19 protein-coding genes, 1 tRNA gene and 1 pseudogene are annotated in these 22695 nt (G+C 48.7%); 16 read left to right on the top strand and 5 right to left on the bottom strand.

What is annotated here, in order from left to right:
• The first annotated feature begins 162 nt into the window (after window positions 1–162).
• Complete coding sequence (locus tag RQN30_RS12550; RefSeq protein WP_491608703.1) at window positions 163–924, top strand: NlpC/P60 family protein; 762 nt, start codon at window positions 163–165, stop codon at window positions 922–924.
• A gap of 77 nt (window positions 925–1001) precedes the next feature.
• Here RQN30_RS12550 and RQN30_RS05370 read toward each other — a convergent pair whose 3' ends face one another.
• Window positions 1002–1316 (bottom strand): hypothetical protein, encoded by a 315-nt coding sequence (locus tag RQN30_RS05370; RefSeq protein ID WP_353061580.1) that lies wholly within the window; start codon window positions 1314–1316, stop codon window positions 1002–1004.
• 420 nt (window positions 1317–1736) lie between these two features.
• Here RQN30_RS05370 and RQN30_RS05365 point away from each other — a divergent pair, with 420 nt between their 5' ends.
• The 8 genes from RQN30_RS05365 to RQN30_RS05330 all read left to right on the top strand — a co-directional run bounded on the left by RQN30_RS05365 (window position 1737) and on the right by RQN30_RS05330 (window position 10194).
• Window positions 1737–1952, top strand: a complete 216-nt coding sequence (locus tag RQN30_RS05365) for a universal stress protein (RefSeq protein ID WP_353061579.1) — start codon at window positions 1737–1739, stop codon at window positions 1950–1952.
• Window positions 1949–2224: a universal stress protein gene (locus tag RQN30_RS05360; RefSeq protein ID WP_353061578.1), complete on the top strand. Its 276-nt coding sequence runs from the start codon at window positions 1949–1951 to the stop codon at window positions 2222–2224. The genes RQN30_RS05365 and RQN30_RS05360 overlap by 4 nt, the downstream gene beginning before the upstream one ends.
• Before the next feature lie 20 nt (window positions 2225–2244).
• Window positions 2245–2658 carry a universal stress protein gene (locus RQN30_RS05355; RefSeq protein WP_353061577.1) on the top strand — a complete coding sequence of 138 codons (414 nt, stop codon included), beginning with the start codon at window positions 2245–2247 and terminating at the stop codon, window positions 2656–2658.
• Between the two features lie 548 nt (window positions 2659–3206).
• Window positions 3207–3279: transfer RNA gene (locus RQN30_RS05350), tRNA-Arg, on the top strand.
• Window positions 3280–3756: 477 nt separating this feature from the next.
• Entirely contained in the window at window positions 3757–4788 is a 1032-nt protein-coding gene (rarD, locus tag RQN30_RS05345) for an EamA family transporter RarD (protein WP_353061576.1), read from the top strand.
• A 463-nt stretch (window positions 4789–5251) separates the two neighbouring features.
• The gene (locus RQN30_RS05340) at window positions 5252–6307 is read left to right on the top strand and encodes a hypothetical protein (RefSeq protein ID WP_353061575.1); all 1056 of its coding nucleotides are present in this window, start codon (window positions 5252–5254) and stop codon (window positions 6305–6307) included.
• Window positions 6304–9882: a hypothetical protein gene (locus RQN30_RS05335; protein ID WP_353061574.1), complete on the top strand. Its 3579-nt coding sequence runs from the start codon at window positions 6304–6306 to the stop codon at window positions 9880–9882. The genes RQN30_RS05340 and RQN30_RS05335 overlap by 4 nt, the downstream gene beginning before the upstream one ends.
• A gap of 9 nt (window positions 9883–9891) precedes the next feature.
• Window positions 9892–10194: a hypothetical protein gene (locus RQN30_RS05330; protein ID WP_353061573.1), complete on the top strand. Its 303-nt coding sequence runs from the start codon at window positions 9892–9894 to the stop codon at window positions 10192–10194.
• A gap of 211 nt (window positions 10195–10405) precedes the next feature.
• On the opposite strand, the gene mscL is transcribed toward RQN30_RS05330, so the two are convergent.
• The 3 genes from mscL to RQN30_RS05315 all read right to left on the bottom strand — a co-directional run bounded on the left by mscL (window position 10406) and on the right by RQN30_RS05315 (window position 12535).
• Window positions 10406–10789: a large conductance mechanosensitive channel protein MscL gene (mscL, locus tag RQN30_RS05325; protein ID WP_353061572.1), complete on the bottom strand. Its 384-nt coding sequence runs from the start codon at window positions 10787–10789 to the stop codon at window positions 10406–10408.
• A gap of 147 nt (window positions 10790–10936) precedes the next feature.
• Window positions 10937–11698 carry an SAF domain-containing protein gene (locus RQN30_RS05320; RefSeq protein WP_353061571.1) on the bottom strand — a complete coding sequence of 254 codons (762 nt, stop codon included), beginning with the start codon at window positions 11696–11698 and terminating at the stop codon, window positions 10937–10939.
• Between the two features lie 219 nt (window positions 11699–11917).
• Complete coding sequence (locus RQN30_RS05315; RefSeq protein WP_353061570.1) at window positions 11918–12535, bottom strand: 5-formyltetrahydrofolate cyclo-ligase; 618 nt, start codon at window positions 12533–12535, stop codon at window positions 11918–11920.
• 344 nt (window positions 12536–12879) lie between these two features.
• Between RQN30_RS05315 and RQN30_RS05310 the strand changes: the two genes are divergently transcribed.
• From RQN30_RS05310 to RQN30_RS05280, 7 genes and pseudogenes are all read left to right on the top strand, one after another.
• The gene (locus RQN30_RS05310; RefSeq protein ID WP_353061569.1) at window positions 12880–14091 is read left to right on the top strand and encodes a molybdopterin molybdotransferase MoeA; all 1212 of its coding nucleotides are present in this window, start codon (window positions 12880–12882) and stop codon (window positions 14089–14091) included.
• Window positions 14092–14290: 199 nt separating this feature from the next.
• Window positions 14291–15037, top strand: a complete 747-nt coding sequence (locus tag RQN30_RS05305) for a hypothetical protein (RefSeq protein WP_353061568.1) — start codon at window positions 14291–14293, stop codon at window positions 15035–15037.
• Window positions 15038–15636: 599 nt separating this feature from the next.
• On the top strand, window positions 15637–16287 hold the full coding sequence (locus tag RQN30_RS05300) for an alpha/beta fold hydrolase (RefSeq protein ID WP_353061567.1): 651 nt from the start codon (window positions 15637–15639) through the stop codon (window positions 16285–16287).
• A gap of 82 nt (window positions 16288–16369) precedes the next feature.
• Window positions 16370–17616: pseudogene (locus RQN30_RS05295) on the top strand (oligosaccharide MFS transporter).
• A 335-nt stretch (window positions 17617–17951) separates the two neighbouring features.
• A complete protein-coding gene (locus RQN30_RS05290; protein ID WP_353061566.1) occupies window positions 17952–18887 on the top strand; it encodes an aldo/keto reductase in 936 nt (311 codons plus the stop codon).
• A 291-nt stretch (window positions 18888–19178) separates the two neighbouring features.
• Window positions 19179–19925 carry a hypothetical protein gene (locus RQN30_RS05285; protein ID WP_353061565.1) on the top strand — a complete coding sequence of 249 codons (747 nt, stop codon included), beginning with the start codon at window positions 19179–19181 and terminating at the stop codon, window positions 19923–19925.
• Window positions 19844–20404, top strand: a complete 561-nt coding sequence (locus tag RQN30_RS05280) for a class I SAM-dependent methyltransferase (RefSeq protein WP_353061776.1) — start codon at window positions 19844–19846, stop codon at window positions 20402–20404. The genes RQN30_RS05285 and RQN30_RS05280 overlap by 82 nt, the downstream gene beginning before the upstream one ends.
• A gap of 135 nt (window positions 20405–20539) precedes the next feature.
• On the opposite strand, the gene RQN30_RS05275 is transcribed toward RQN30_RS05280, so the two are convergent.
• A complete protein-coding gene (locus RQN30_RS05275) occupies window positions 20540–22030 on the bottom strand; it encodes a DUF1846 domain-containing protein (protein ID WP_353061564.1) in 1491 nt (496 codons plus the stop codon).
• Window positions 22031–22695: the final 665 nt, after the last annotated feature.

The raw sequence follows: 22695 nt of genomic DNA, 5'->3' as shown, positions 1-22695 counted from the left end.
ATCGGCTGTGAACTGCTGTTATGTAAATGTTATAAACCTGTGATGTATTCCATTGTTATATTATTGTGATAATTCGTTGCTCCATTGTTATGATAAATCCAGTTTAAAAGGAAATTCTCGTTTGATTCGTAAATGAGTATTTAGATTCGTTGGAGTATTTTGATGGCAGGTCGTCACCTAAAGGTTGAAGTGCTAAATAGCTTTGCATCGCGTAACGGCGTGAAAGGGCTTGCTACTGCAGCTATTGCGGGTACGTTTGTAGGGTTCGCTTCTCCGATAGCGTTTGCTGCTCCGGAAACTGCAAAGGCTGAGGCAAATGTGCCGGAAAAGGCAGTGGCAGCTACTGTTTCACTTGAAACAGAACAGTCCGTATTTGAAGCTCCTGCCGTTGAGATTGAGACTGGTGTGCAGGCAAGTTCCGGCTGGGATTTTTCGCAGGTGGAAGTTGAAGCGAAAGCAGCTGAAACGGCGGCTGCTCCAGCTGCACGTACCGAAAATCGCAGACGCAGTGATGTTGCCGCAAATACGGCGGCGGCTCCGAAAAAGCAGGTTGCAGCGTATTCAAATGTTCCTGCATCTGGGCGGGGAGCAGCGGTTGTAGCTTTTGCCCGCCAATTTGCTGGTACGCGGTATGTTTATGGGGGACAACTCCTGCTGGTTGGGATTGCTCTGGTTTTGTTGGCTATGTTTATGCCAATGCTGGTGTCGCACTTCCGCGCACAAGTTCTGGTCAGGCTGCAGCAGGCGTGCGTGTGCCGGCTTCGCAGGCACAGCCAGGCGATATTGTTTGGTGGCCGGGGCATGTTGGAATTTATACCGGCAATGGGATGCATATTGCGGCTCAGACCACATCTGCCGGTACCCGTGAAACTCCATTGTATGGAAAACCAACGTTTATTCGGGTTCCGTAATTACGCAGATTAATTTTTCTGCATAATTTATGTTTGAGAGGATGGCTCGCATAGGGCCATCCTCTTTTATTTCGTTCTTATTGCTGCGCCTTACTGGTGGTGCGGTGCGGATTGTGCTGATTTAGCGGAAATCATTAGATTCGTTTTGGTGTTTAGTTCAACTTTGCGGATGTTTTGCCTTGCGGGATTGTGCGGTTGACGGCGGATTGATTCGGATTGACGTAACTGCGGTGAAATGTGCGTGAGTTTACGTAGCTGGTGGCGGAATGGGTATTTTTTAACGTAGCTGGTGGCAAAATAAGCAATTTTGATTAACGACGGGAGAGCCGTCGTTATTGTGAGCCTGTGACCTGCACAAACGAAATCGCTTCCGACGGTAATAATCGCAGCCGAAGTTCTTGCCACTACTTACGTAACGAAATTAAGTTCTTGCCGCCAGTTACGTAAAGTTTTTACTTCCCGCCGTCACTTACGTAACTTTTTCACTTCTTGCCACTACTTACGTAGAATTTTCTGCTTCCCGCCGCTGGTTGCGCAGTGAAAACATGTTAATACCGGCAGTTGCGTGAAAATAGCCGTTTTCCCTGTTAGTGAAGCAAGTCCGTTGTTTTTACTGCTGCTTGCGTGCAGGTGGTTTTGCGTATTCCGCTGTTTAAATATTATTCTGTAACTGGTGTCACAAATTAAAGCTGTGGGAAAATTTACTGAAAGTTTCATTTTCCGAATTGAAAATATATTTGCGATTTTACTGTGAAGTAAATTTGCGAAAAGTTCGGATTGCACAGCCGTCGTTAAACTGTTAACGGCATGTACAAGGAGGTCAATGTGAAACACGAAAATGTAATTGTAGTGGGTGTAGACGGATCCAAGCCTTCGCTGGCGGCGATAGAATGGGGATTTGAGCAGGCAGTAAAGCGCAATGCGAAGCTGTGCCTTGTCTGCGTGTATGAACTTCCCTATTATGCGGCGCATAATTTTCCGATTGGGGCACCGGACGTCTCGCATGAGGGGAACTTCTCCGTGACTCTGCAGCTGCAATGATTTCTGACCTGACCGAAAAGTATTCTGGCCGCGGCGTGGAGGTAACTTCGCGGATTATTGAGGGTGACGCCACTGAGGAGTTGGCGGAGCTTTCGAAGAAAGTCGCACTGATTGCAGTTGGCGGGAGAGTGAATCGAAAAGGCACTATTTCTGATCGGATTCTTCGTACTGTTACAACTACGCTTCCGGCTCATGCCTGCTGTCCGACTGTGGTTGTTGGTGCAGATGTGCTGGCAGAGCATTTGCCGGTGAAAAAATTGCGGTTGGAATAGATGGTTCTGAGGCTGCGAAGATGGCGCTCCAACGAGCATTCTGGGAGGCAGATCGCTGGAACGCGGAATTGTTGGTGGTAAGTACGGTAAATGTGGATGCAGTAAGTTGGGTGCCGCAGTTTACGCTTTCAAAAGAGTTTTATGACGATGTATATGCTGGAATTCAGAGTCAGATTGCCGAGGTTAATGAAGGGCGCGAAGTAAAAGTTACGATTAATTTAACTCAAGGAAATCCGGTTAATATGTTGGCGGAAGTTTCGAAAGAAGTTGATTTATTAGTGCTTGGTACGCGCGGGCGCGGCGGTTTTATCGGGATGCTTCTCGGTTCTACTTCGCAGGCAGTGATTGAATTGGCGCAATGCCCGGTATTTCTTGTGCCGAAACGTGTACGCGAACACGACGATGTGGCGCCGCAATATTTGAATCAGTGGTGATGCGTATTTGCGGTGCGGGTGTGAGCGTGAATGTGAATACGGGTTTGCTGCAGTGAGTGTGAGTGTGAGTGTGCGGCTGCGGCGGGTTAAAGTGCGTGATTTAGCGGAAAGTGCGGGCTTTTCGGTTTGGTGTTTCGGCAGCTGTAACATCTACTCTAACGGAACTATAACATTGTGATAGTTCTGCAAATTTCTTGGATTTGATTAGATTTGATGTGTTTAGGCAGATCAGGCGAGGCAGATATATGCGGCAGATATCTCGGGCAGATTAGGCGCGTTGGGTGTAATTAAATATATTTGGCGAGCGATATTTTTCGGAGACGAAATACTTTCCGGCAGCAGCGCTTATTTTGAATTCACCGTTTTGCATAAAAAGCCGGCGAAGGATATGCGAATAGTTCGCGTGAATGCGCCTGTTTGCGTTAAAGTGGTAGAGCATTGTTTCGTTGTGTATTTCCGGCAGCGGCGTTGCAGCGGTGTTAGCTTTGAAGCTGCGCCCCCGTGTGCTGATGTTTTATTGCCGCCGGAATTCTCATCGCGGTGTACTTGCCCTCGTAGCTCAGTGGATAGAGCACGGCTCTCCTAAAGCCGGTGTCGGAGGTTCGATTCCTCTCGGGGGCACTGTTATGCTGAACCGGAAGAATCTGAACACTTGTAGCAAACTGGAAGAAGCGGCACGGTGTTCCTGGTTTTGGATTTTACCGATATTCTGCTGTTTGATTTGTTTTCATCGCGGAATGCTTCACCTCATGCCGGTGCGGAAGAGCATTCGATATGCGGTGTTTGCGAAAGTTTACAGAAGTTCACAGAAGTTTGCAGAAGTACAACACAGAAGTTCACAGATTTCTGGATATCCGCTGTTTTTTGCAAATAAGTCAGATAAAAAAATCAACTCCGTGCTTTGTATATTCGAAAACAATATTTTTCCAAAAATGCATTAATAGTGCTTGCTGCGGGAAACTAGGCAGTGAATTAATTATTGAAATAATCGATTTGCGGGTGCGGGAAAGCTGGTAATGAAACACGTCGTCAGACGCAAAGCACTCTTGGCAAAGTCGAAGTTAACGGTATAAATACGGGAATGAGAGTTGTATCGGGATGAGGAAAGATATTGCAGGAGCCGGTTCCGTCGCAGAAACTGAAACCAGATTTAAATCCGGCGCCGTCGGAAATAATTCGAGCGCTGCTCCGTGGCTTATCGGGATTTCTACCTATTTGCTCTGGGGATTCTTCCCGCTCTATTTTGTGTTTCTCAAAGATATTGGTTCCCTTGAAGTGATTGTGCACCGCTCGTTCTGGTCATTTCTGACTTGTGTGATTGTGCTGGCGGCAATGCGCAATCTTAAATCCGTTATTCCGCTAATTCGGAATTGGGCAATCCTTATCCGGCTTGCACTCGCGGGAGTATTAATAATTATTAATTGGACTGTATACGTGTATTCAGTCCAAACAGGGCACACTACAGACGCTGCGCTCGGTTATTTCATCAACCCGCTGGTGACGGTGTTTCTTGGCATGCTGCTTTTGCGTGAGCGGCTCACTGTGCTGCAAAAAGCTGCGTTGGGATGCGGGATTGCAGCAGTGAGTTATCTGCTTTTCGCGATGGGGACACTCCCATGGATTTCATTTGTGCTCGCTTTTAGTTTTGGCTTCTATGCGCTTGTGAAAAAGAAAATTTCGCGTCAAGTACCGCCGCTTGCGGGAATGGTGGTAGAAAACGCGGCTATTCTCCCATTTCTTTTGGGTTATCTTGGTTATCTGCTGGTTCGGAAACAAAGCGACGTACAAAAAATCGCTATTACCGGTATCGAAAATAACGACGGGACACAAATCATCCGAATCATGCTTTTACTCATCGGCGCTGGAATTCTGACGGCAATTCCGCTGCTGCTTTTTGCGAAAGCCTCGCAGAATCTTCCGCTTGGTGCGCTCGGTTTTATCCAATATATTACCCCGATTCTGCAGCTGTTAATTGGGGTGGTGATTCTTGGGGAAGTGATGCCGGCAGAGCGTTGGATTGGTACCGGAATTGTTTGGTGCGCGCTGATTTTTCTCATTGCCGACGGAATTATTGCGATGCGTAAATTTGCAAAATTTAAGGCAGGTTTGAAATGTGAAAGCCATGATTAGACGCCGGGGTTACTTTCAGAAAATCGAAAAAATTATGCTGTACGGGAAAATCATCCCGCCTGCAAGGTGCGTGCTCACAGTTTCGCGGACTAAGAAAGCGCACCAGCCGCTGCTTCTGCCGTCTCAGCATATTTTCTGGGTAGGATAATATGCGTGAGTCCTTTATTCCGTCGTAAAAAAATAAGCAAACGCAGCCGGCAGAAAACACCTCGGCAGCTGCGGTCCAAACTGCCGTGCAGAATTCGGGTGAAAATATTCGTGATAATGAATCCGGGAGCACGGTGAAACAGTTTGCAGATCTGAATCAAAGCAGCAGTACAGCAAACAAAAATATCCGCGATACAGCTGCGCAATCCGGTGGCAGTGATATGAGCAGTGAAACCGGGAAAGCGCGAAACTCGGAAAATATGCGGGTTGAAAACGGCAGCGAAGAAAAAATCGCGACGGAAAAAGCGAAAAACCGGTGCGGACTCCTGGGCAGAGTTCTGTTAAACAGAAAACGCCGGAACAAAACCAGGAGGAGCTTGCCGCTGCAGCTTATACCGCATGGGTTCAGGCATTGCAGGAGCAAACCGCTGCGGAGGCTGCGGCGAAAACTACCGCAAGATATTTTGGGCAAATCGATATTACACGCGCCCATCCAACTGGTGCAGCACAGTTCTATGCCCATATGGAAACCCGTTTAAGTTCTTTGATTCGTGAACCGAAAGCTTATGCGCGCGCTAAAGAAAAGCTCGCACAGTTACGTGAACTTACCCGCAATATTGCGGAAGAACATGGATTTGCTCCAATTTCGCTTGCTGCCGGCCGTCTTAGCTGGACCGAACTCCCGCAGTTAGATCCGCAGGAAATCCCGGAATGGACGGGTGAAACTTATGATGCAACTGGTGAACTGCGTCTGGATTTTCCGCAGTTTCAGCAAGGTGTTAGCGGTGCCGGTGCCGAAAGTGCGCAGCAGAAGCAGGATACTGTAATCAATGCTGCAGATTCGTCTGCAGCGGATTTTGCAGATAAAAAATTAGCTGAAAAATCAACAGTCGGAACCGCCGCACCCGCTGCGGAAACTGCAGACGGGCAGACACAGCCGAACGATATTGATAAGGAATATCCGGCTGCGGAATCTGAAACTGTGCCTGCTAATCAGGAAGCGGAAAATCTTCAGAAGTTAAATTCGCAATCTGCAGCTAAAATCGAACCGCAAAACAAAACTCCAATTCGTACAGCAACAGAACGAACGGTACCGGCAATGCTGCGCGGGATTCGGGTTGAATTTCTCCCTGATGGCGATGCAAAGCTGAAACTCTCCACGCAGGCCGCGATTAATCCGGAAGTTATTCACGCTCTGCGTTTGGGCGGGATTGATCCGGAACGTGTAGCGAAACTGCGTGAAATCGCGCAGCGTTCTGCAGGTATCGATGAACCGTTAGCGCAGCTTGCTGCATTAGCCCGTGCATTCCTGCCGGGATTCAAGCTTGAAAATCAAAATATTATCGGTTGCTTTCACACCCCTCGAAAGTGATGCTTTCTGATCTTGAAGCGATGGAACCGTATATTAAAAATTCTGGGATTGCGGCTGCGCTTGCCGGGGATCAAAAGCTGCGGAAGATTACGGGTGCGCCAATTCCTCCTGGGATGAAAGCTGATCGGCTTCCAGAAGTAGAACGCGGCGCCGGAGATTTAGATCCCGCCGAGCTCGATGTGGTCGAAGCAGTGGCTTCCGGGCGTTCGATTGTGATTGATGCGCCTGCGGGAAGCCGGCGGACTGAAACTTTGGCTTCGATTATGGCAGATGCTGCCGCGTCCGGAAAGTCGCTGATTTTTATTCCATCAAGAGGATCTTCAGCTGCTGCTGTGAAAACTGAGCTGGAAAATATTGGTCTTGGGGATATGGTGCTTGATTTTTCCGATATGGAAAGTGTGCCGCAGCGGATTCGGACCGGATTGCGTTTGCCGAAGCCGGAAGTGAATGCAGAAGTTGTTGCAGAGCAGCGGGAAGAACTTTCCCGGACGCGCCGGCAGTTAACAAACTTTGTTGCGGAATTGCATACAGTTAATCCCGATTGGGGTGTAAGCGTATCTGATTTACTTGTGAAGCTGGCGCATCTTACGGCTTCTGATCAGGCGCCGCGCACTCGGATTCGTTTTCGCTCTGCAGCGCTCGCTGCGATTAAGGCGGCGGGAAAAGACGAAGTTATTGCTGATTTGCACCGAGGTGCAGAACTTGGAATTTTTGATCGGGAAACGGAAATCTCTGCCTGGGCTAATTGTAAGATTACCGATCACGAAGCTGCAGCCGGAGCGATTGAACGTGCACGCCGGATCCATGAAACTATTTTGCCGGCGGTTCGTTCGCAGGCAGCCCGTGCTGCCGGTGAGACCGGTTTGTATCAAGCGCAGACTCCTGCGCAATGGTTCGAGCAAATCGAGATGTTTGAAGGAATTTCGCACAGTTTAGATTATTTCCTGCCGCAGATTTTTGAAACTTCGGCTGTAAACCTGATTGCTGTTACGGCAACGAAAGAATGGCGGGCAAAAAACGGATTCAATTTAAGCCATTCTGAGAAACGCATGTACCGTCGAGATCTTACAGACATGCTCCGCCCCGGCGCTGTGCCGTCAGATGTACACAGTGAACTTGTGAAAGTGGAGGAACAGCGGGAAATCTGGAAGCGGTATACGAAAGATGCCGGATGGCCGACTCTTCCCAGCGGTATGACACAGATTCATGATAGCCGCAAGCTGCTCACAGCGGAGCTTTCCGCGCTCGCAGCAGAAGTCGGTGCGCATGATTATTTTGCGCTGAGTTTTGAACAAATTAATGTTTTAACTGCCGCACTTATTGCAGATGCGCCGCATATGGAAACACTTCCAGAGCGGAATTTGATGTTGGAAAAGATTCGGCTTCTCGGCATTGAGAGCTTTGGAGAAGATTTACGTGTCCGCGGTGTTGCGCGGGAAGCAATTGAAGCAGAGTTTTCTCTTGCCTTTACTTCCTCAGTATTTGAACAGCTTTTACGGAAATCGAAGTTGCTTGCTGCGCTTGGGCCGCGGGATATTTCCGCACTGCTTGCACAGTTCCGAACCCTTGACGAGAATCATGTAAACTCACTTGCCGGCCCGGTACAGCTTGCGGCAATCAACAATATGCGAACATATGCGCGAGCACATCGGAATGAAACACTTCGGCTGGATCAGCTGCTTGCAAAGTACGGGGTTGGGGTGCTCCGTGATGTGATTGCAACCTATCCGCGGCTGGTGCAGCTTGCACGGCCAATCTGGATTGTGCCGCCGATTTTGGCGTTGGATTATATTCCGCAAATGCGTTGGGTTGATCTTGTGCTTTGTGATACTACGGAACGTACTGAGCTTGCGGCAGTTATTTCGACGCTTTTGCGCGGACGCCAGCTGGTTATTGCGGGGGATCGCCGTCGGAATGAGATTGTGAATACTGGTGAAAGACTCGCGTCTCGCAATAAGATCCGGAAAATTGGTGAGGTTTCGGATTCTTCCGACGGTAATCCGCAGCGAAGTTTATCGGAAAATACGGTGAAAACTGCTGCGGAGGCGGGAGAATCGGGGGATGATAAAACTGCGGCGGTGAAGAATCCAGATTTTGCTGTATCCGGGAATATCGAGTTTGCCGAGTTGGGATCTGCCGGCGCTTTTCAAAGTTTTGCAGAAATTTTTCCTGTGCTCGAATTGCCGACTTTACGTGCGCAGCATGACGAAATTTCTTCGCGGGCGCTAATTGCACACGGATATGAAGACGTATTTGCACCAATTCCGGCTTGTCCGCAGAAGAATGCTGCACAATTGATTGTAGTTGACGGACGCGGGGTTCCTTCCGCAAGAGGTGATGGAGCGATTGAAGCACCGCAGGCAGAAGTGGACGCTGTTGTCGATGTGATTTTGAATTATGCTCTTGACCGGAATCCGGATTCGTTAGCTGTAATCACGATTTCTGATTTACATGCACGTCAGATTCGAAAAGCGCTGCATAATGCGAAAGCGTCTTCAGTGATTCTGGAACGGTTCATGAAACAAAATACGGTGGAGCCTTTTGTGGTTGCGAATATTTCGCAGGCTTACGGTTTGCGCCGCGATCATGTGATTCTTTCGCCAGGTTTTGGGAAAACAGTGCATGGGCGGGTACTGCATTCTTTCGGGCAGCTGCAGGAATCGCGGGGATTCCTCGATTTAGTGGATTCGCTTGAAGCTGCGCGTAAATCGATGACAGTGGTTTCTTCGCTGGGAGTTGGTGAAATTGATATTGCGCGTGTGGTAACTCCTGGGCCGAAGCTCCTGGCACAGGTGATTTCGGCTGCCGGAAATTCTGTGAATAACGCTTCGAATGTGGAAACTTATACCGATAATCCGCTGCTTGCCGACCTTGGGGAGCGTCTGCGTGAGCAGGGTTTTGCGGTTGGGTATAATTATGGCTTTGCCGGTTCACGCAAACTTCCGCTAGTGGTGGGGAAAGCTGGCGTAAATCCGGATTGGGAGCTGGCAGTGCTGATTGATGACGCGGAATACGTGAAAGAAGAATCGCTGCGGCGGCGTGACCGTTTCTTCCCGACGGCTGTGGCTGAGCGCGGATGGATCGTGTATCAAACCTTATCTACTTCGCTTTTTATTGATCCTGCAGGGCAAGCTGCAGAAATTGCGGAAAAGCTTCGGGCGCTGCATGGTGCGGCAAGTGAAACAAATTTGGTTCCGCCAATTCTTGACGGTGAATATTGGGTTGAAGAGCCGCTTTCCCGAAATTCGCAGAACAGTGCGCACGTTGGAGATAACGGTTTTCACAGCTCGCTTCCGGCAGTAAATTCACCGGAAGGAACACCGGATCGGCCGGGAACATCGGAAGCTGCCCATGAGCGGACGATGCGTCCAATATTCACCCCAGGTTTGCAGTTGTCGGCATATACCGATGATCAGCTTGATGATGTGCTTGCCTGGATTGCAAGCGATCGGATTCCCCGCAGCGAATCCCAGTTAATAGCAGATTTACGTGCTGAACTTGGGATTTTACGTCAGGGTGCGCAGATTGATGCGGTGCTTCGGAACGTAGTTCGGCGTTCAGGGCTGGCGAAGTGAGGTTTGTTGATGGCAGCTGCAAAGAGTGATTTTGATTTTCCTGCTTCTCCGATTTTGCCGCATGAAAATAAAGTTCGCACAGGGAGACGTGCGGTAATGCTTTCACGTGTGGATCAGGAGCGGCTTGCACGGGGTGAAATTTCGGTTCCTGAAGAGGCGGTACATGCTTCGGATGCGCGCGGAGTGCATCCGAAGCTGTATTCCAAGGAGGAACTAGCCGTGCGGGCTGCTGCAGCTGCCCGTGTCCGGAAGCTATCTGCACATGAAAGAGAAATCTTGGCGCAAGTGCCGCCGCATTTCGGTAAATTGTAACTTGCTGCTGTTTATTTCGGCTGTATTTTAGGCGGTCTTTTTGGGGAAGGGCAGCTTTGGGCTGTGCTGCGGATAACCGTGAACCGAAAGCAGGGGTAAATAGTGCATAAGAGCAGTAAAGCGGATTTCTCGGGAGTGGTTCGGATTGCGGTGTGCGTAGCCTGTGTTCCGTCGTAATTTATGCCTAGCGTTTTGTTTCTAGTATTTGTGCTTATTTTGCGGCGAGAAGATCTCGGATTTCGGTAAGCAGTGCAACGTCATCTGCCGGTACTGGTGCGGCTGATTCTGGTTTGCCTTTACGTTTTTCGTTGAGTTTATTCATCGGCATGACGATACAAAAGTAGAGTGCAGCAGCGATGATCAAAAAATTTACCACGGCAGTAATTAAAATTCCGGGTTGAACCAGTGAACCGTTTATGCTGAATTCCAGTACATGATCAAAGCTGGGTTTGCCGAAGATTGCGGCGATAAGCGGCATGAGAATTTTGTCGGTGAGAGCCGAAACGATTGGGGTAAATGCGCCGCCGATAATCACGCCGACGGCGAGATCAATTACATTGCCGCGTGAGATGAAATCTTTGAATCCTTGAAGCATGGTTTTCCTTTCAATGCTTTTTCGTTCGCGTGTTCTGCGCCGCTGCTATCATATTTCGGATTTGCGGAATTTGATAGCGGTGAGGCGAATCTATTTGCAATGCGGATGCAAATTGCATTTGCATTTAAGCCGGCAGAATTTTCCAGATTAGCTTTTCGTAATCACTGCTTGCAGCGGTGTGTTTGTATGCAAACCAAGAATAAGATTAACATCGCTTTTCTTTATTGCAAGATAGAGCACTCTTGGTTTAACTGTTTCTCCGAATAATGTTGAATTGGCAGCTGCTGCAGGTTTCCCAACTACCACCGCATCGCTGGTGAGCAGTTGGGCAGCTGCTCCTGCGGTATGTGCTGGAGCATAAAGCTCCACGTGATTTCCTGGCTTGAGTAATTTTACAGAAATATCATCACGTAAATTTACGGAAGTGATTACGGTGCCGGCGGGAGCGTTAGCTAAATAATTATCGTCGAGAATTTGGGTGAAAGTAATCGGCAGCCCTTTGGAAATTGGGGTGCTGGCAATTTTCCCTGCGATTTCTGCTGCTGTTGGGACGAAGTTTTCCGGCACAACATCTTTGGGGTAGAGCTGAATGCGGGTGTTGCTGTGGTGAAAGCTTTCACCGGCCGCAATATCCGAATTTGCGGTAAGTACTTTGACACTGCCGATTCCGTCGTTTGACTCCAGTGAGAGGAATGTTTGCAGGAGGGAAAAGGTGATTAGGATCAGCGCGGCGTATTTCCATCTCCAGACGAATGCGCGCAGCGGTGAAGAAACTCGGTATTTGCGTAGGTCTGGTGTTTTGCGTGCGCCGACTGTGCCAAATGGGTGAGAATTTTGCCGACGGGACACTCGGTTTTCTTTCCGTGTATCGCGCTTCGGATACTGGTTTTTTCGGCGTTTAATGAACATGCATAGATTCTGATTGAATTTGTCAATATATATCCGGCGGGAAAAGAAACTTGTGGAAAAAGAATTCAGATTATTTAATTGTGGACAAACAATTGCGAATAAACAATTGCGGATAAACTCCGGCGCCGATAAGTCTGCGGCGGAACAGGGGCGGGGCAAAATAAGCAGGAAATAAATACGTAATGAACCTGGAGGGCGGAATTCGGAAATAGTTTCAAATCAGAAAAGTTCAATAATCTGGTTTGGAAGAATCACATTCTGAATATGCATATCATATTCATCTTGCGGCAGGTGAAAATCTACAAATTCTTCCGGGAAAACGAGCGCTCCAATCGGCAGCCCCGGTTTGACTTTCTTCAGTGCGCGGTCATACCAGCCCCCGCCTTGCCCGAGACGTTCCCCGAATTTTGAAACAAGCAGCGCCGGGACAAGCATTACGTCAATATCGCCGAGCACATCGTTATCGAATGCGGCGCCTGACGGTTCCGGCGGCCGGCCGGGAGCCATCTGCTGCAAATCGTCTAAGCCCTTAAAGTATCCCCAGGCGCGGGTGAGCCCCGGACCGAGCTTCGGCAGGAGGAGAGTTTTTCCGGAATCTGCAATCGCTTTGCAAAGTTCATATGTGGGCGGCTCACCGGGAATTGAAATAAAAGCAGCAACTTTCGAGTAATCACGCACATATTCAAGTGCAGTTTCAATCCACTGTTTTCCAGATTCTGCAAGCTCGCGTTCTGAACGGTTTTTGCGGATTTTACGCACTTTCGCCCGAAGCAGCTGTTTTGCATCTTCGGATTCAAGATTTGAGATTTCCTGGAAATTCAGGGAGTTATTCGGCATAATCCAATTCTCTCATGTAAGTTCCAGTGCAAACCGGAGATTTCGCCGATAGGGTATGCGCCGCAGGAAGCCTTTATATCTGCACAATAAACTTAAACTCGAACTTTCATCTGGCTGTATCTGTATTAGAGTTGGATGCGAAAGTATTTCGTTTTGAATATTGGTTATAAGAATATTGGTTATAAATAGATATTCGAGGCAATATGAGCAGCCGCATAATGTGTCCGTCCAAATTGTGTCAGTTTGGAAAACTGGTGCGGCTGCAGATTTTGCGAATTCGGAAAATCTAAAATATTAAAGTATACAGTAAAAGCCGGAAATGATAACCGGATGAAGGAGATTCAATGAAGACGGTGGCAGAGCATAAGAATGAGTGTCTGGCTGCAGCAAAGGTGCTTCCGCCGTTTGAAGTGACGCTTGCCGATTCGGTTGATTGTGTTCTTGCGCAAGATGTTTCTTCACTTGTGGATGTGCCGCAGCTGGATTTAGCCGGGCGCGACGGTTATGCGGTGAATGCTGCAGATACGTTAGGTGCTTCGGAAGTGAATCCGGTGACGTTTCCAGTGCTGGAAGAAGTTTATGCGAACTACACTGATCCGGTTTCGATTGTTGCAAAGACGGCGATTAAAATTTCTTCAGGCGCGCCGCTGCCGGAGGGCGCCAATGCCGTCGTTCCGATTGAATGCACCGACGGCGGGGAAGCGCAGGTGACCTTTAATACTGCGGTTTCAGTTGGAGAAAATGTGCGGGCCCGCGCTGAAGATCTTGCTTCCGGGCAAGTGATTCTCCGGCAAGGAGTGCGGATTGCTTCCCGCCAGATAGCAGTACTTGCCTCAGCCGGACATGCGGCGGTGTTAGTTCGGCCAAAACCTCGCGTGGTGGTTCTCTCCATTGGCGATGAACTCCAGGAGCCGGGCCGTGCGGCAATCCGCGGGAAAGTGTTTGACGCAAATTCGCATGCTCTTGCAAGTGCTGCTAAGGATGCGGGCGGGCAGGTATTCCGGGTCGGGGCGGTGCCGGATGATCCGCGGATTTTGCGCGAGGCAATCGAAGATCAGCTTGTGCGCGCCGATATCATCATCACTACCGGCGGACTTTCGTATGGCGGCGGAGATACGCTGAAAGAAGTTCTCTCTCCGCTTGGGTCGGTGCGGTTTGATAATGTTGGCATTTTTCCAGGGAGACAGCTTGGTGTAGGAAAGATTGGCGATACTACGATTTTCTGTTTGCCGGGTGCGCCTGCTGCGGCGCTTGTAAGTTTTGAAGTTTTTATTCGGCCTGCTTTGCGCCAAATGGCTGGTTATACGCATATTGATCGGCGGGCGGTGAAAGCGCGGATTCTGAAAGGGTGGGAATCTCCGCTTGGAAAACGCGAATATGTGCAAGCCCGGGTAGTTGGGGCTCCCGGGCATGGGTATACTGTCGAGCCAATTGGGAACCCAGGGCGGCCGCTGCTCACCGGGATGGCGCGAGCGAACTGTTTAATTGCGGTGGCGGAAGAAACACGTTTGGTGAGTGTTGGAGAGATGGTTGAGTGTATCGTGATTGACCGCTGACACGGTGAAATTATCTTGCGGTGTTCCGGAGTACCAAAATTTATTTTTCACCCAAACGGTTTTCTATCTTCCAAAAAATGTGACTGATGTTAATAGTGTGAATAGTGGGAAATTCTGCGAAAAAATGTGGTGAAAAACAGCAGCAACACGCCTCACATGCTATCGAAAACCCCAGCATATTTTGCATACGTTAAATAGTATGGGTGGAGAAGGAATTGCTATAGCTATCGCAGTCGCATTTGTGATGCTTTCCGTGATTCCAGCCATAAATCGGAGCCGTGCAATTCTTGTGCGCACTGTGATAGACGAACGCTTCGCGGCAGACTTGCGTATGCTCAATACAACGCCGCGAGCAGAGCGCAATTCACATCTGCGCGGAATTAATCTGCACCATAACGACGGACTCGAACGCGGGAAAATATACTATTCGGAGCGCATAATGGCGAACAATGAAGCTAACGCAAAAGTTAATAATCCGACACTGCAAGTAGAAACAGCTGCGGTGCAGGTAAAACCCGCTGATTTGAAGATGGATTCTGGTGCAAAACAAGATTCGGCACAGCAGCGGAAACCAAAGCAGCGCAGCCAGATTCGCGAGCTCGCTTCCATCCGCGCGATGGCAAAAGTACGAATTCAGAACCGCAATGCGCGGCAGCGAAAAATGTTTTTCGCGCTCTTGCTGCTTGCCGCACTCACCGTCACTGCATGGATTTTAGTACCGGCAATGCAGCTCTCAGTCCTGTATCCGGTAACTGGGACTGTACTTACTACACTCAGCTCTGCCGGATTCAACTACGCGCATCGGCAATATCATGCGGAAAATCTTGCAGACGAGAAGATTATCGCGAAAGCTGCCCAAAAACTTCGCCGAAATCTTGAGCGCCGCGGGCAGAACGCAAAACTGCAGGGAAAAATTCTTCCGCTGCTGCAAAAACCGGTACAGTAAAATCCGCTGCAAGATACGTTCGCACTGCGCCGGAAAATACGCCGATACCTGCAGAAAAATCTTCCGTCGGAACGCCTAACGCGATTGCAGAAAAATCCGGTGACGCTGCCGCAGCACACCCAGATTTACAAGTGCGGATGAACCCGGCCGCTGCTCCGGAAATTCCGAAAACCCACAAACTGCGAAAAACTCACACCGCAGGCAAACAAAAGCCGCTTTCTGAAGAATTGCAAACTAATTTTCCATCCCGGGCCCAAAATGCTCCGAGCTATACTCTAAAGCCGAAAATTCAAAAGCGGAAAGTTGCTCCGTACACCGCTGCAGCTGACGCAAGCGCGGAACTTGCAAAGTTCCCTACCGTCCGGTACGGATCGGTGAGAGAATTGGCGAAGGCCCGTTAGAAACAGCAAATCCGGCGCCAAAGATGACCGGAAAAGAAGAACTGCGCTCGGACGTGCTCGGCGGAGGAACCACACTCGACGCCTTGCTTGACCGTCGGCGTGCATAAACTTTCGATTTTGAAAACTTTGTGCAAATTAGAAACCTTGCCGAAATTGGAAACTTAAAGAAAATGGATTGTTTCAGAAAGCTGGAAATCAATGACCGCTCTCTTAATGCTGCATAATGCGAAAGAAACTGCCCTGGTCTGGCGGCGTGTGGCTGATTCACTTCCAGCACTATGGGCAGTTATTGCTCCGGATTTACATGGCGTGCAGGAGCGCTTTGTGGGTGATTGGGATGCAAACGCAAAAACTAGTGCACTTGCACAGCTGATTAATGCAGATCTGCAAGCCTTAAACATTAACGAGCCGGTAGTAATTGCCGCTGCCGGAAATGCGGCTGCAGCTGCACTGCACTACTATCACGTAAATCCGCAGAAAGTGGCAGCACTTTTCCTCAGCGAACCGCAATTTAAAGTAAGTGCGCGGCAGATTAGTTTGGCGAAAATACGTGCCCGTTTTGCTTTTGCCGGTAAACGCAGAAAACCAACAGCAGCGGATTCTTCCCAAGAGTTTCACTATCTCTCGTGGATTTCGGAATTCGGCACACAATCTCTTGCAAACGTAAATGTGCCGATTCGATTACTCGCGGCAGAAAAAGAGCGGAAAATTGCGCGTGAAACCCGCCAGTTAGCTGCAAAACACGCGAATATCGAATATTTTTCAATTTCCGGAGCGGAATCTGGATGGAATGATTACGCACCCGCACAATATGCGGCAAATATTGCAGAATTTATTAATCAGCTTTAAACTGACTTAACTTTTGCGTGCTCATTATTATTTCCTGCTAAATTTTCCCTCAAACCCAGGTAAGGCGGTTTCCTTGGCAGCAGTGCTGAAAACGAACACAAGTTATGGCTACGGTTCGCTTAGCTTTTTGCTCCTGTTTACATCTTGGGCTATCTGGTGGGGCTTTTTCCAAATTTGGCTCACCTCTGAATCCGGAGGAATTATGCTTAACGGATCGGAAGTGGGGAGTTTCTTTTCGTTTTATTCCGTGGCGACGGTCGTGGTGTTATTTCTTTACGGGGCGATTCAAGACAAACTTGATTTGCGCCGGCAAATTTTGATTTTTACAAGTTTGCTTGCAGCTTGTAATGGTCCTTTTGCAACCTGGATTTTCCGCCCGCTATTACAAACTAATTTTTTGCTTGGGGTAATTCTCGGATCCGCGTTTTTCGCATTCGGTTTCGCAGGTGCAATGGCAATTTTCGAAGCCTATTTTGGGCGGCTCTGTGCCCGTGCCGGAATTGTTTTTGGAAGAATGCGGATGTGGGGATCTTTCGGTTATGCAATTGCGCTGCTCAGTGCAGGATTTTTGTTTACGGTAGAGCCGCTGCTGATTTTTGGGTCTCCTCGATCCTTGGAGTTTTTCTGTTGGGTGTGCAGCTATTTTGGCAAGTTGAAATACCAGTGCCGGCGGAAGCGCAGAAAGCGGGGAATGCGGGCGGCAGCGAAATGCTTCGTGAACCGTCGTTATCAGTATTCGCAGCTACAAAGCTTGTTCTGCGTAACCCGAAACTGTGGGCAGTAATGGGATTTTCACTGCTCACATGGAGTATGTATCAAATCTACGAATCGCAAATGTTTCCGGATTTCTTTACTTCGCATTTTCAAAATCCGGCTCTCGGACAGCGGGTATTTGGAATTTTTGTTGGAATACAAGCTATCTGCGAGACGCTGCTGATGGTCGCGGTTCCGGTTTTGCTGCGGAAGTTTGGGGCGAAACGCATTGTGCTTGCAGCAGCTTTCGTGATGGCATTCATTGTGTTTAGCTCGGCAATTGCAGATTCTATTGTGCTGATTATGCTTACCAAAGTGTTTCATGCGCTGATGGTGCCGCTGCTGGTGCTGGGGATAATGGAATATATTACCGAGCAATTCGACTTACGTTTAACGGCGACGGTCTATTTAATTGGATATTATGTAACCTCTTTTGGCGGGAATATTATCTTTTCAAAACCTTTTGGGATGCTGCGTGATCTGCTCGGTTATCAAAGTGTATTCGCGATTTTCGGCGTGTTGATGCTGCTTGGAATGTGTGTAGTGCATTTTGCTTTTGCTGCTGAAGAGAAATGAAAATTCTTATCCTGATTTATCCTAGTTATCGTTTTATCGTTAACGTTTTTATTTTTGATACATATCTCATGAATACGTGAGATGAATGCAGCGGAAGTGATTTTGCGAATCGAAAGCGGGCGGCGCAAGTAAGGGGTGCGTACAAGACACCTGGTACGAAGCGGCGGCAGCAAATCTGGTAATTTTTACGAAGCTATCGTAAAAAATCAATACTAGATACTTGAACGGTAATACTGATTATCTGGATGGTATATAAAATGCAATACTGGCAATTGGAAACTCGCTGACGGCTAAAGTGTTTGGCGCGTTTGCTGCGAAGATGCAAAGATTAGGGCATGGCTGATTCGCGAATTAACGATATTTATTACCGCCCGGCACCTCACCGCTACGACCAGGCAGTTTATGCGCGCTGCGGCAATACCGGTTTGCAGCTGCCGCGGGTGGCTCTCGGGCTTTGGCATAATTTCGGCGACGACCGTCCTTTCCAGACACAGCGTGAAATCATCCGCCGTGCATTTGATTTGGGGGTATTTCATTTTGATTTAGCAAATAATTACGGGCCGCCGTTTGGTTCAGCTGAAGAAAACTTTGGGCGGATTCTCGCTAAGGATTTTCAGGCGCATCGCTCGGAAATGATTATTTCCACCAAAGCCGGATGGGATATGTGGGACGGTCCGCTCGGATTCGGTGGTTCGCGCCAATATTTGATGCGTTCCCTGGATTGTTCTTTACAGCGGATGGGTTTGGATTATGTTGATATTTTCTATCATCACCGCCCGGATCCAGACACGAATCTTGAAGAGACGATGCTGGCCCTGCATGATATTGTGCAGCAAGGAAAGGCGCATTACATCGGAATTTCTTCCTATTCAGCAAATGCCGCAGCTCAGGCAGCAAAGATTGCACGCGAACTGGGAACGCCGTTAGCAATTCATCAGCCGTCGTATTCGCTGTTGAATCGGTGGATTGAAGGCAGCGAAAGCAACGGAGAAACAGGAAATACGCAAGACTCACTGCTTGATGTTGCGGCACGGGAGAATATGGGTGTAATTGCTTTCGTTCCGCTCGCGCAAGGTTTGCTCACTGACAAATACTTAAATGGGATTCCAGATGGTTCGCGGATAGCTGCAGGGAAGCTGCGGAAAGAACAGCTCACTGCAAAAGTGCTGGAGCGAGTACGTGCCTTGAATGAAATTGCACAAAAGCGCGGGCAGACTTTAGCACAGATGGCGATTGCCTGGATTTTACGCGATCAAGGAAAAAGACGGTAACGACGGCGCTGGTTGGAGCTTCATCGGCAGCACAGCTGGAAAATTCGGTTGCTGCAACGCAAAATCTTGAATTTAGCGCTGCAGAGCTTGCTTTGATTGATCGTTATGCGGTTGAATCCGGCGTAAATCTTTGGGATAACGCTGCGAAGAGCCGCAAGTAATTATCGGAATTTATGCAAATATAATCGGATTGGATGTTACTGATAACGCTGAGATGATACAGATTGCCGCAATATTTAGATTGCTGAAATTACGCAGAATATCCGGGTTATCCAGTAGGGAGAGAATTTAATGCAGACGCTTGATCAGTTAATCTGCGATGTTGCGCGCGCAGAAACTAATGAACTTTCGAAAGTGCGTGATATTGCGGTGTTTTCCGATCCGCACGGATCACTTACTGCTTTTGCGGCAGCACATTTGCGCAAACATGAAGATGCGCGGCTTTTCATTGGTTCACGTGATATTTTGCAGACTTTTGCTGCCCTTGATATTGCTGATGCCGCCGGTGTCGGAGCGCGCGTATTCGCGGCTGGTTACGAAACAGAAATTCAGCTGGATATATTTTTTGATGACGCAAATGCTGGTTTCAACGGGAGGATTGCGCCGGCACAGATTGATTTAGCGCTTACTGAAATGCCGAAATCGCTTGAAGAATTGCGCTATTTTGTGCGCTCGTTAGCCGGAAAAAGAACTATTGCTAATTCTGAAAGCAGCGAAAAACAACCGGGCAGCTTAGTATTTATTGCCGGCGGTAATAATAAGTACCTGACGCGAAACCAAAATGCGGTAATCGGGGAAGTTTTCAGTCAAGTCCATGCTTCACGCGGACGCGGTAAATTCCGGTGTTTGGTCGGATTTGGCGCAAGTGCAGAAGCTGATCCGTATCATCCAGTAATCGGAAAAATGAAATTACCTTGCCAGGAAAAACCTGCCGCGCTTTACGGAGTTGGCGGAGTATTTTCCGGCGGGAAACCCGATCACGGCGGAGAATTCCTTGCCCAGACGGCAATTGCCGATTTTTACGGCTGTGTGAATTAGCGAGTCAGGATCAGCCAGGAAAACGCCAACTGCAGGCGCGCCAGCGCGAGTTCGCAGCTCTTGATTTAGGATGCGGTAACGGATTAGTCTCGCGTGCGCTTGCTGATGTATTTGTGAACGCAAAAATTTTTGATACTGATATTTCGGCAGATGCGGTTACTTCCACGCATTTAACAATGCTGAGTGAGATTCTCGACGGGCGCGTGAAAATCTCATGGGATGATGCGGCACATTCAATTCCCGACGGAGAAATGGATCTTGTGTTCCTGAATCCGCCGTTCCATCAAGGTACCGAAATTGATCCGACAATAGTCCAACACCTGCTCGACGCGGCAGCTGCAAAACTAGCTGCTAATGGGCTGCTCTATTTTGTGCATAATTCACATCTGCGTTACCGGCAAGAATTAGAAAAGCGCTTTGGTGCAGTAATCGAATTGGCGCGTAATCCGAAATTTACAGTGCTGCGGGCGGCGAAGTAAGAATTTTACTTCCACTATTGAGTGAAACTGCGGGGTGGTGCGAGTTCTGGTTTCGAACTCGCAGCACCCCGCAGCCGTCGTTAACTTGAAATTAAAACTGTGCCGGATTTATTTACACTAAATTATGAGCACACTTTAGCGTTTCCAATAAAGCCCTTTCTTTGAGCGCTTTGGCTCAGAAGTTACCAGGCAGCCTAGGTTCCGGAAAATTCCTTCATCAACTGTGCCAAGTACTGTCGTGGTGTGTACATCGCATCCGTGCAGCTCGGAGAGTTTGCCGAGAGCGAGACGTGCATCTGCAGAATTCTCTGCCGAAACGGAAAGTGCAATAAGTACTTCGTCGGTATGCAGACGCGGATTTTGCGATCCGAGATGCTTTGTCTTCAGTGTTTGAATTGGCGCAATCGCATCCGGAGAAAGCAGCTTCACTTCTCGGTCAATTCCGGCAAGATGTTTTAGCGCATTCAACAGCATTGCTGCTGAGCACCCAAGCAGTTCAGAAGTCTTTCCGGTAATAATCGTGCCGTCGGTAAGTTCGATTGCGGAAGCCGGAGCATCGGTGGCTGCTTCTAAATCGAGAGCAGGCTGAATTGTGCGGCGGTATTCCGGCTCAAGCCCCAACTTGCTCATAATCACAGCGATACGTGCAGATTGTACTGGAGCGGCATCGTTTATTTTTTCTTCTACGAGCGCTTTATAATAGCGGCGGATAACTTCCTGTTTTGAAGCTTCACGGCAGACTTGATCGTCGGAAATACACATTCCTGCCATATTTACGCCCATATCCGTCGGGCTTTTGTATGGAGACGAACCGGTGAGCTTGGTAAGCAGCTTTGCAAGGAGCGGGAAAGCTTCCACATCGCGGTTATAGTTCACGCACTTCTTGCCGTAAGCTTCAAGATGGAACGGGTCAATCAGGTTCACATCGTCAAGATCTGCAGTAGCGGCTTCATAGGCGATATTTACCGGATGGTCGAGCGGGAGATTCCAAATCGGGAAAGTTTCAAACTTTGCATACCCCGCGTTTACCCCGCGCTGATGCTCATGATAAACCTGTGAAAGAGCAGTTGCGAGCTTCCCTGAACCGGGACCAGGTGCAGTCACAATCACGAGATTTCGGGAAGTTTCAGCGTATTCATTTTTCCCAAAACCTTCATCTGAGACGATTCGTTTTGTGTCCGTCGGGTAGCCGGAAATCGTGTAATGGAAAGAAACCTTCAAACCGAGTTTTGTGAGACGTTCGCGGAATTCGGCGGCAATCCGCGGATCGGTATCGGCGCGTGTGAGGACAATATTTTCGACGAGGAAGCCGCGTTCGCGGAATACGTCTACCAGGCGGAGCACGTCGTCTTCATATGAAATTCCAAGATCGGCGCGAATTTTTTGACGTTCAAGATCCATCGTGTTTACGGCAATCAGGATTTCAATCTCATCTTTTAGCTGTTCAAGCATCACGATTTTATTGTCGGGGGTGAAGCCTGGAAGAACGCGCGAAGCATGCATATCGTCGAAGAGCTTTCCGCCCATCTCAAGATAGAGTTTTCCGCCGATTTCGTCTCTGCGTGCCATAATGTGCTGAGATTGCATGGAAATATATTTTTCACGGTCAAAACCGATTTTATGCACTGAAGCCTCCAGATTTGTATTGTCTGCTTTGATAGCCTCGGCAGAGGTGCCGCGGCCAGTGTGGAAGCCGGGCACGCGCTGTGCATATTGCGACCGTTTTGCCAGCGATAGCAGTTAATCGAGTTTTCGAAGAACTAAAATCTTTTGCATTGATCGAGCGCATGCTCGCGCTTCATTCCATCTAGTATGCCGGAAAGATTTAGCTTTTCCATAGGGGATGTGCGGAGATGATAATCACCGCTTTTGAGGATATAATACTGCGGAAAATTCTATTAGAATTTTGCACGTGTCACCCCGTTGATGGCTCTGAATATACGGTGCTGCTGCAATTGCTGATGTAATGAAGAGTTAAGCGGATGTAATCGGCTGTTTTTTGTGAGTGTGCTGCGGTTAGTGCAGCTGTTCGGCTTGTTTGATGCGGGCGGATGTACGGAAAAGATTAGTGCTCGCGGCAGTGTATTGTGCGGCTGTTGTGCTGTGCGCCGATATTGTGTTGTTATTGTGCTGTGCGGCCGTGCGGTATGCGGCATACCGCACGGGGAACTTAATTGACTCTTCATGTATTCGTTCTGCCGCGGGTGCCGCGGTTTACGTAACTGGCGGCAGAATCTGCGTTTTTTAACGTAACTGGCGGCAAAGTGCGCAGTTTTTCGTAATGGTAGGAG

It is taken from the genome of Arcanobacterium hippocoleae (assembly GCF_040360365.1).
GTDB lineage: Bacteria > Actinomycetota > Actinomycetes > Actinomycetales > Actinomycetaceae > Arcanobacterium_A > Arcanobacterium_A hippocoleae_A.
This window is presented reverse-complemented; position numbering and strand designations above follow the sequence as displayed.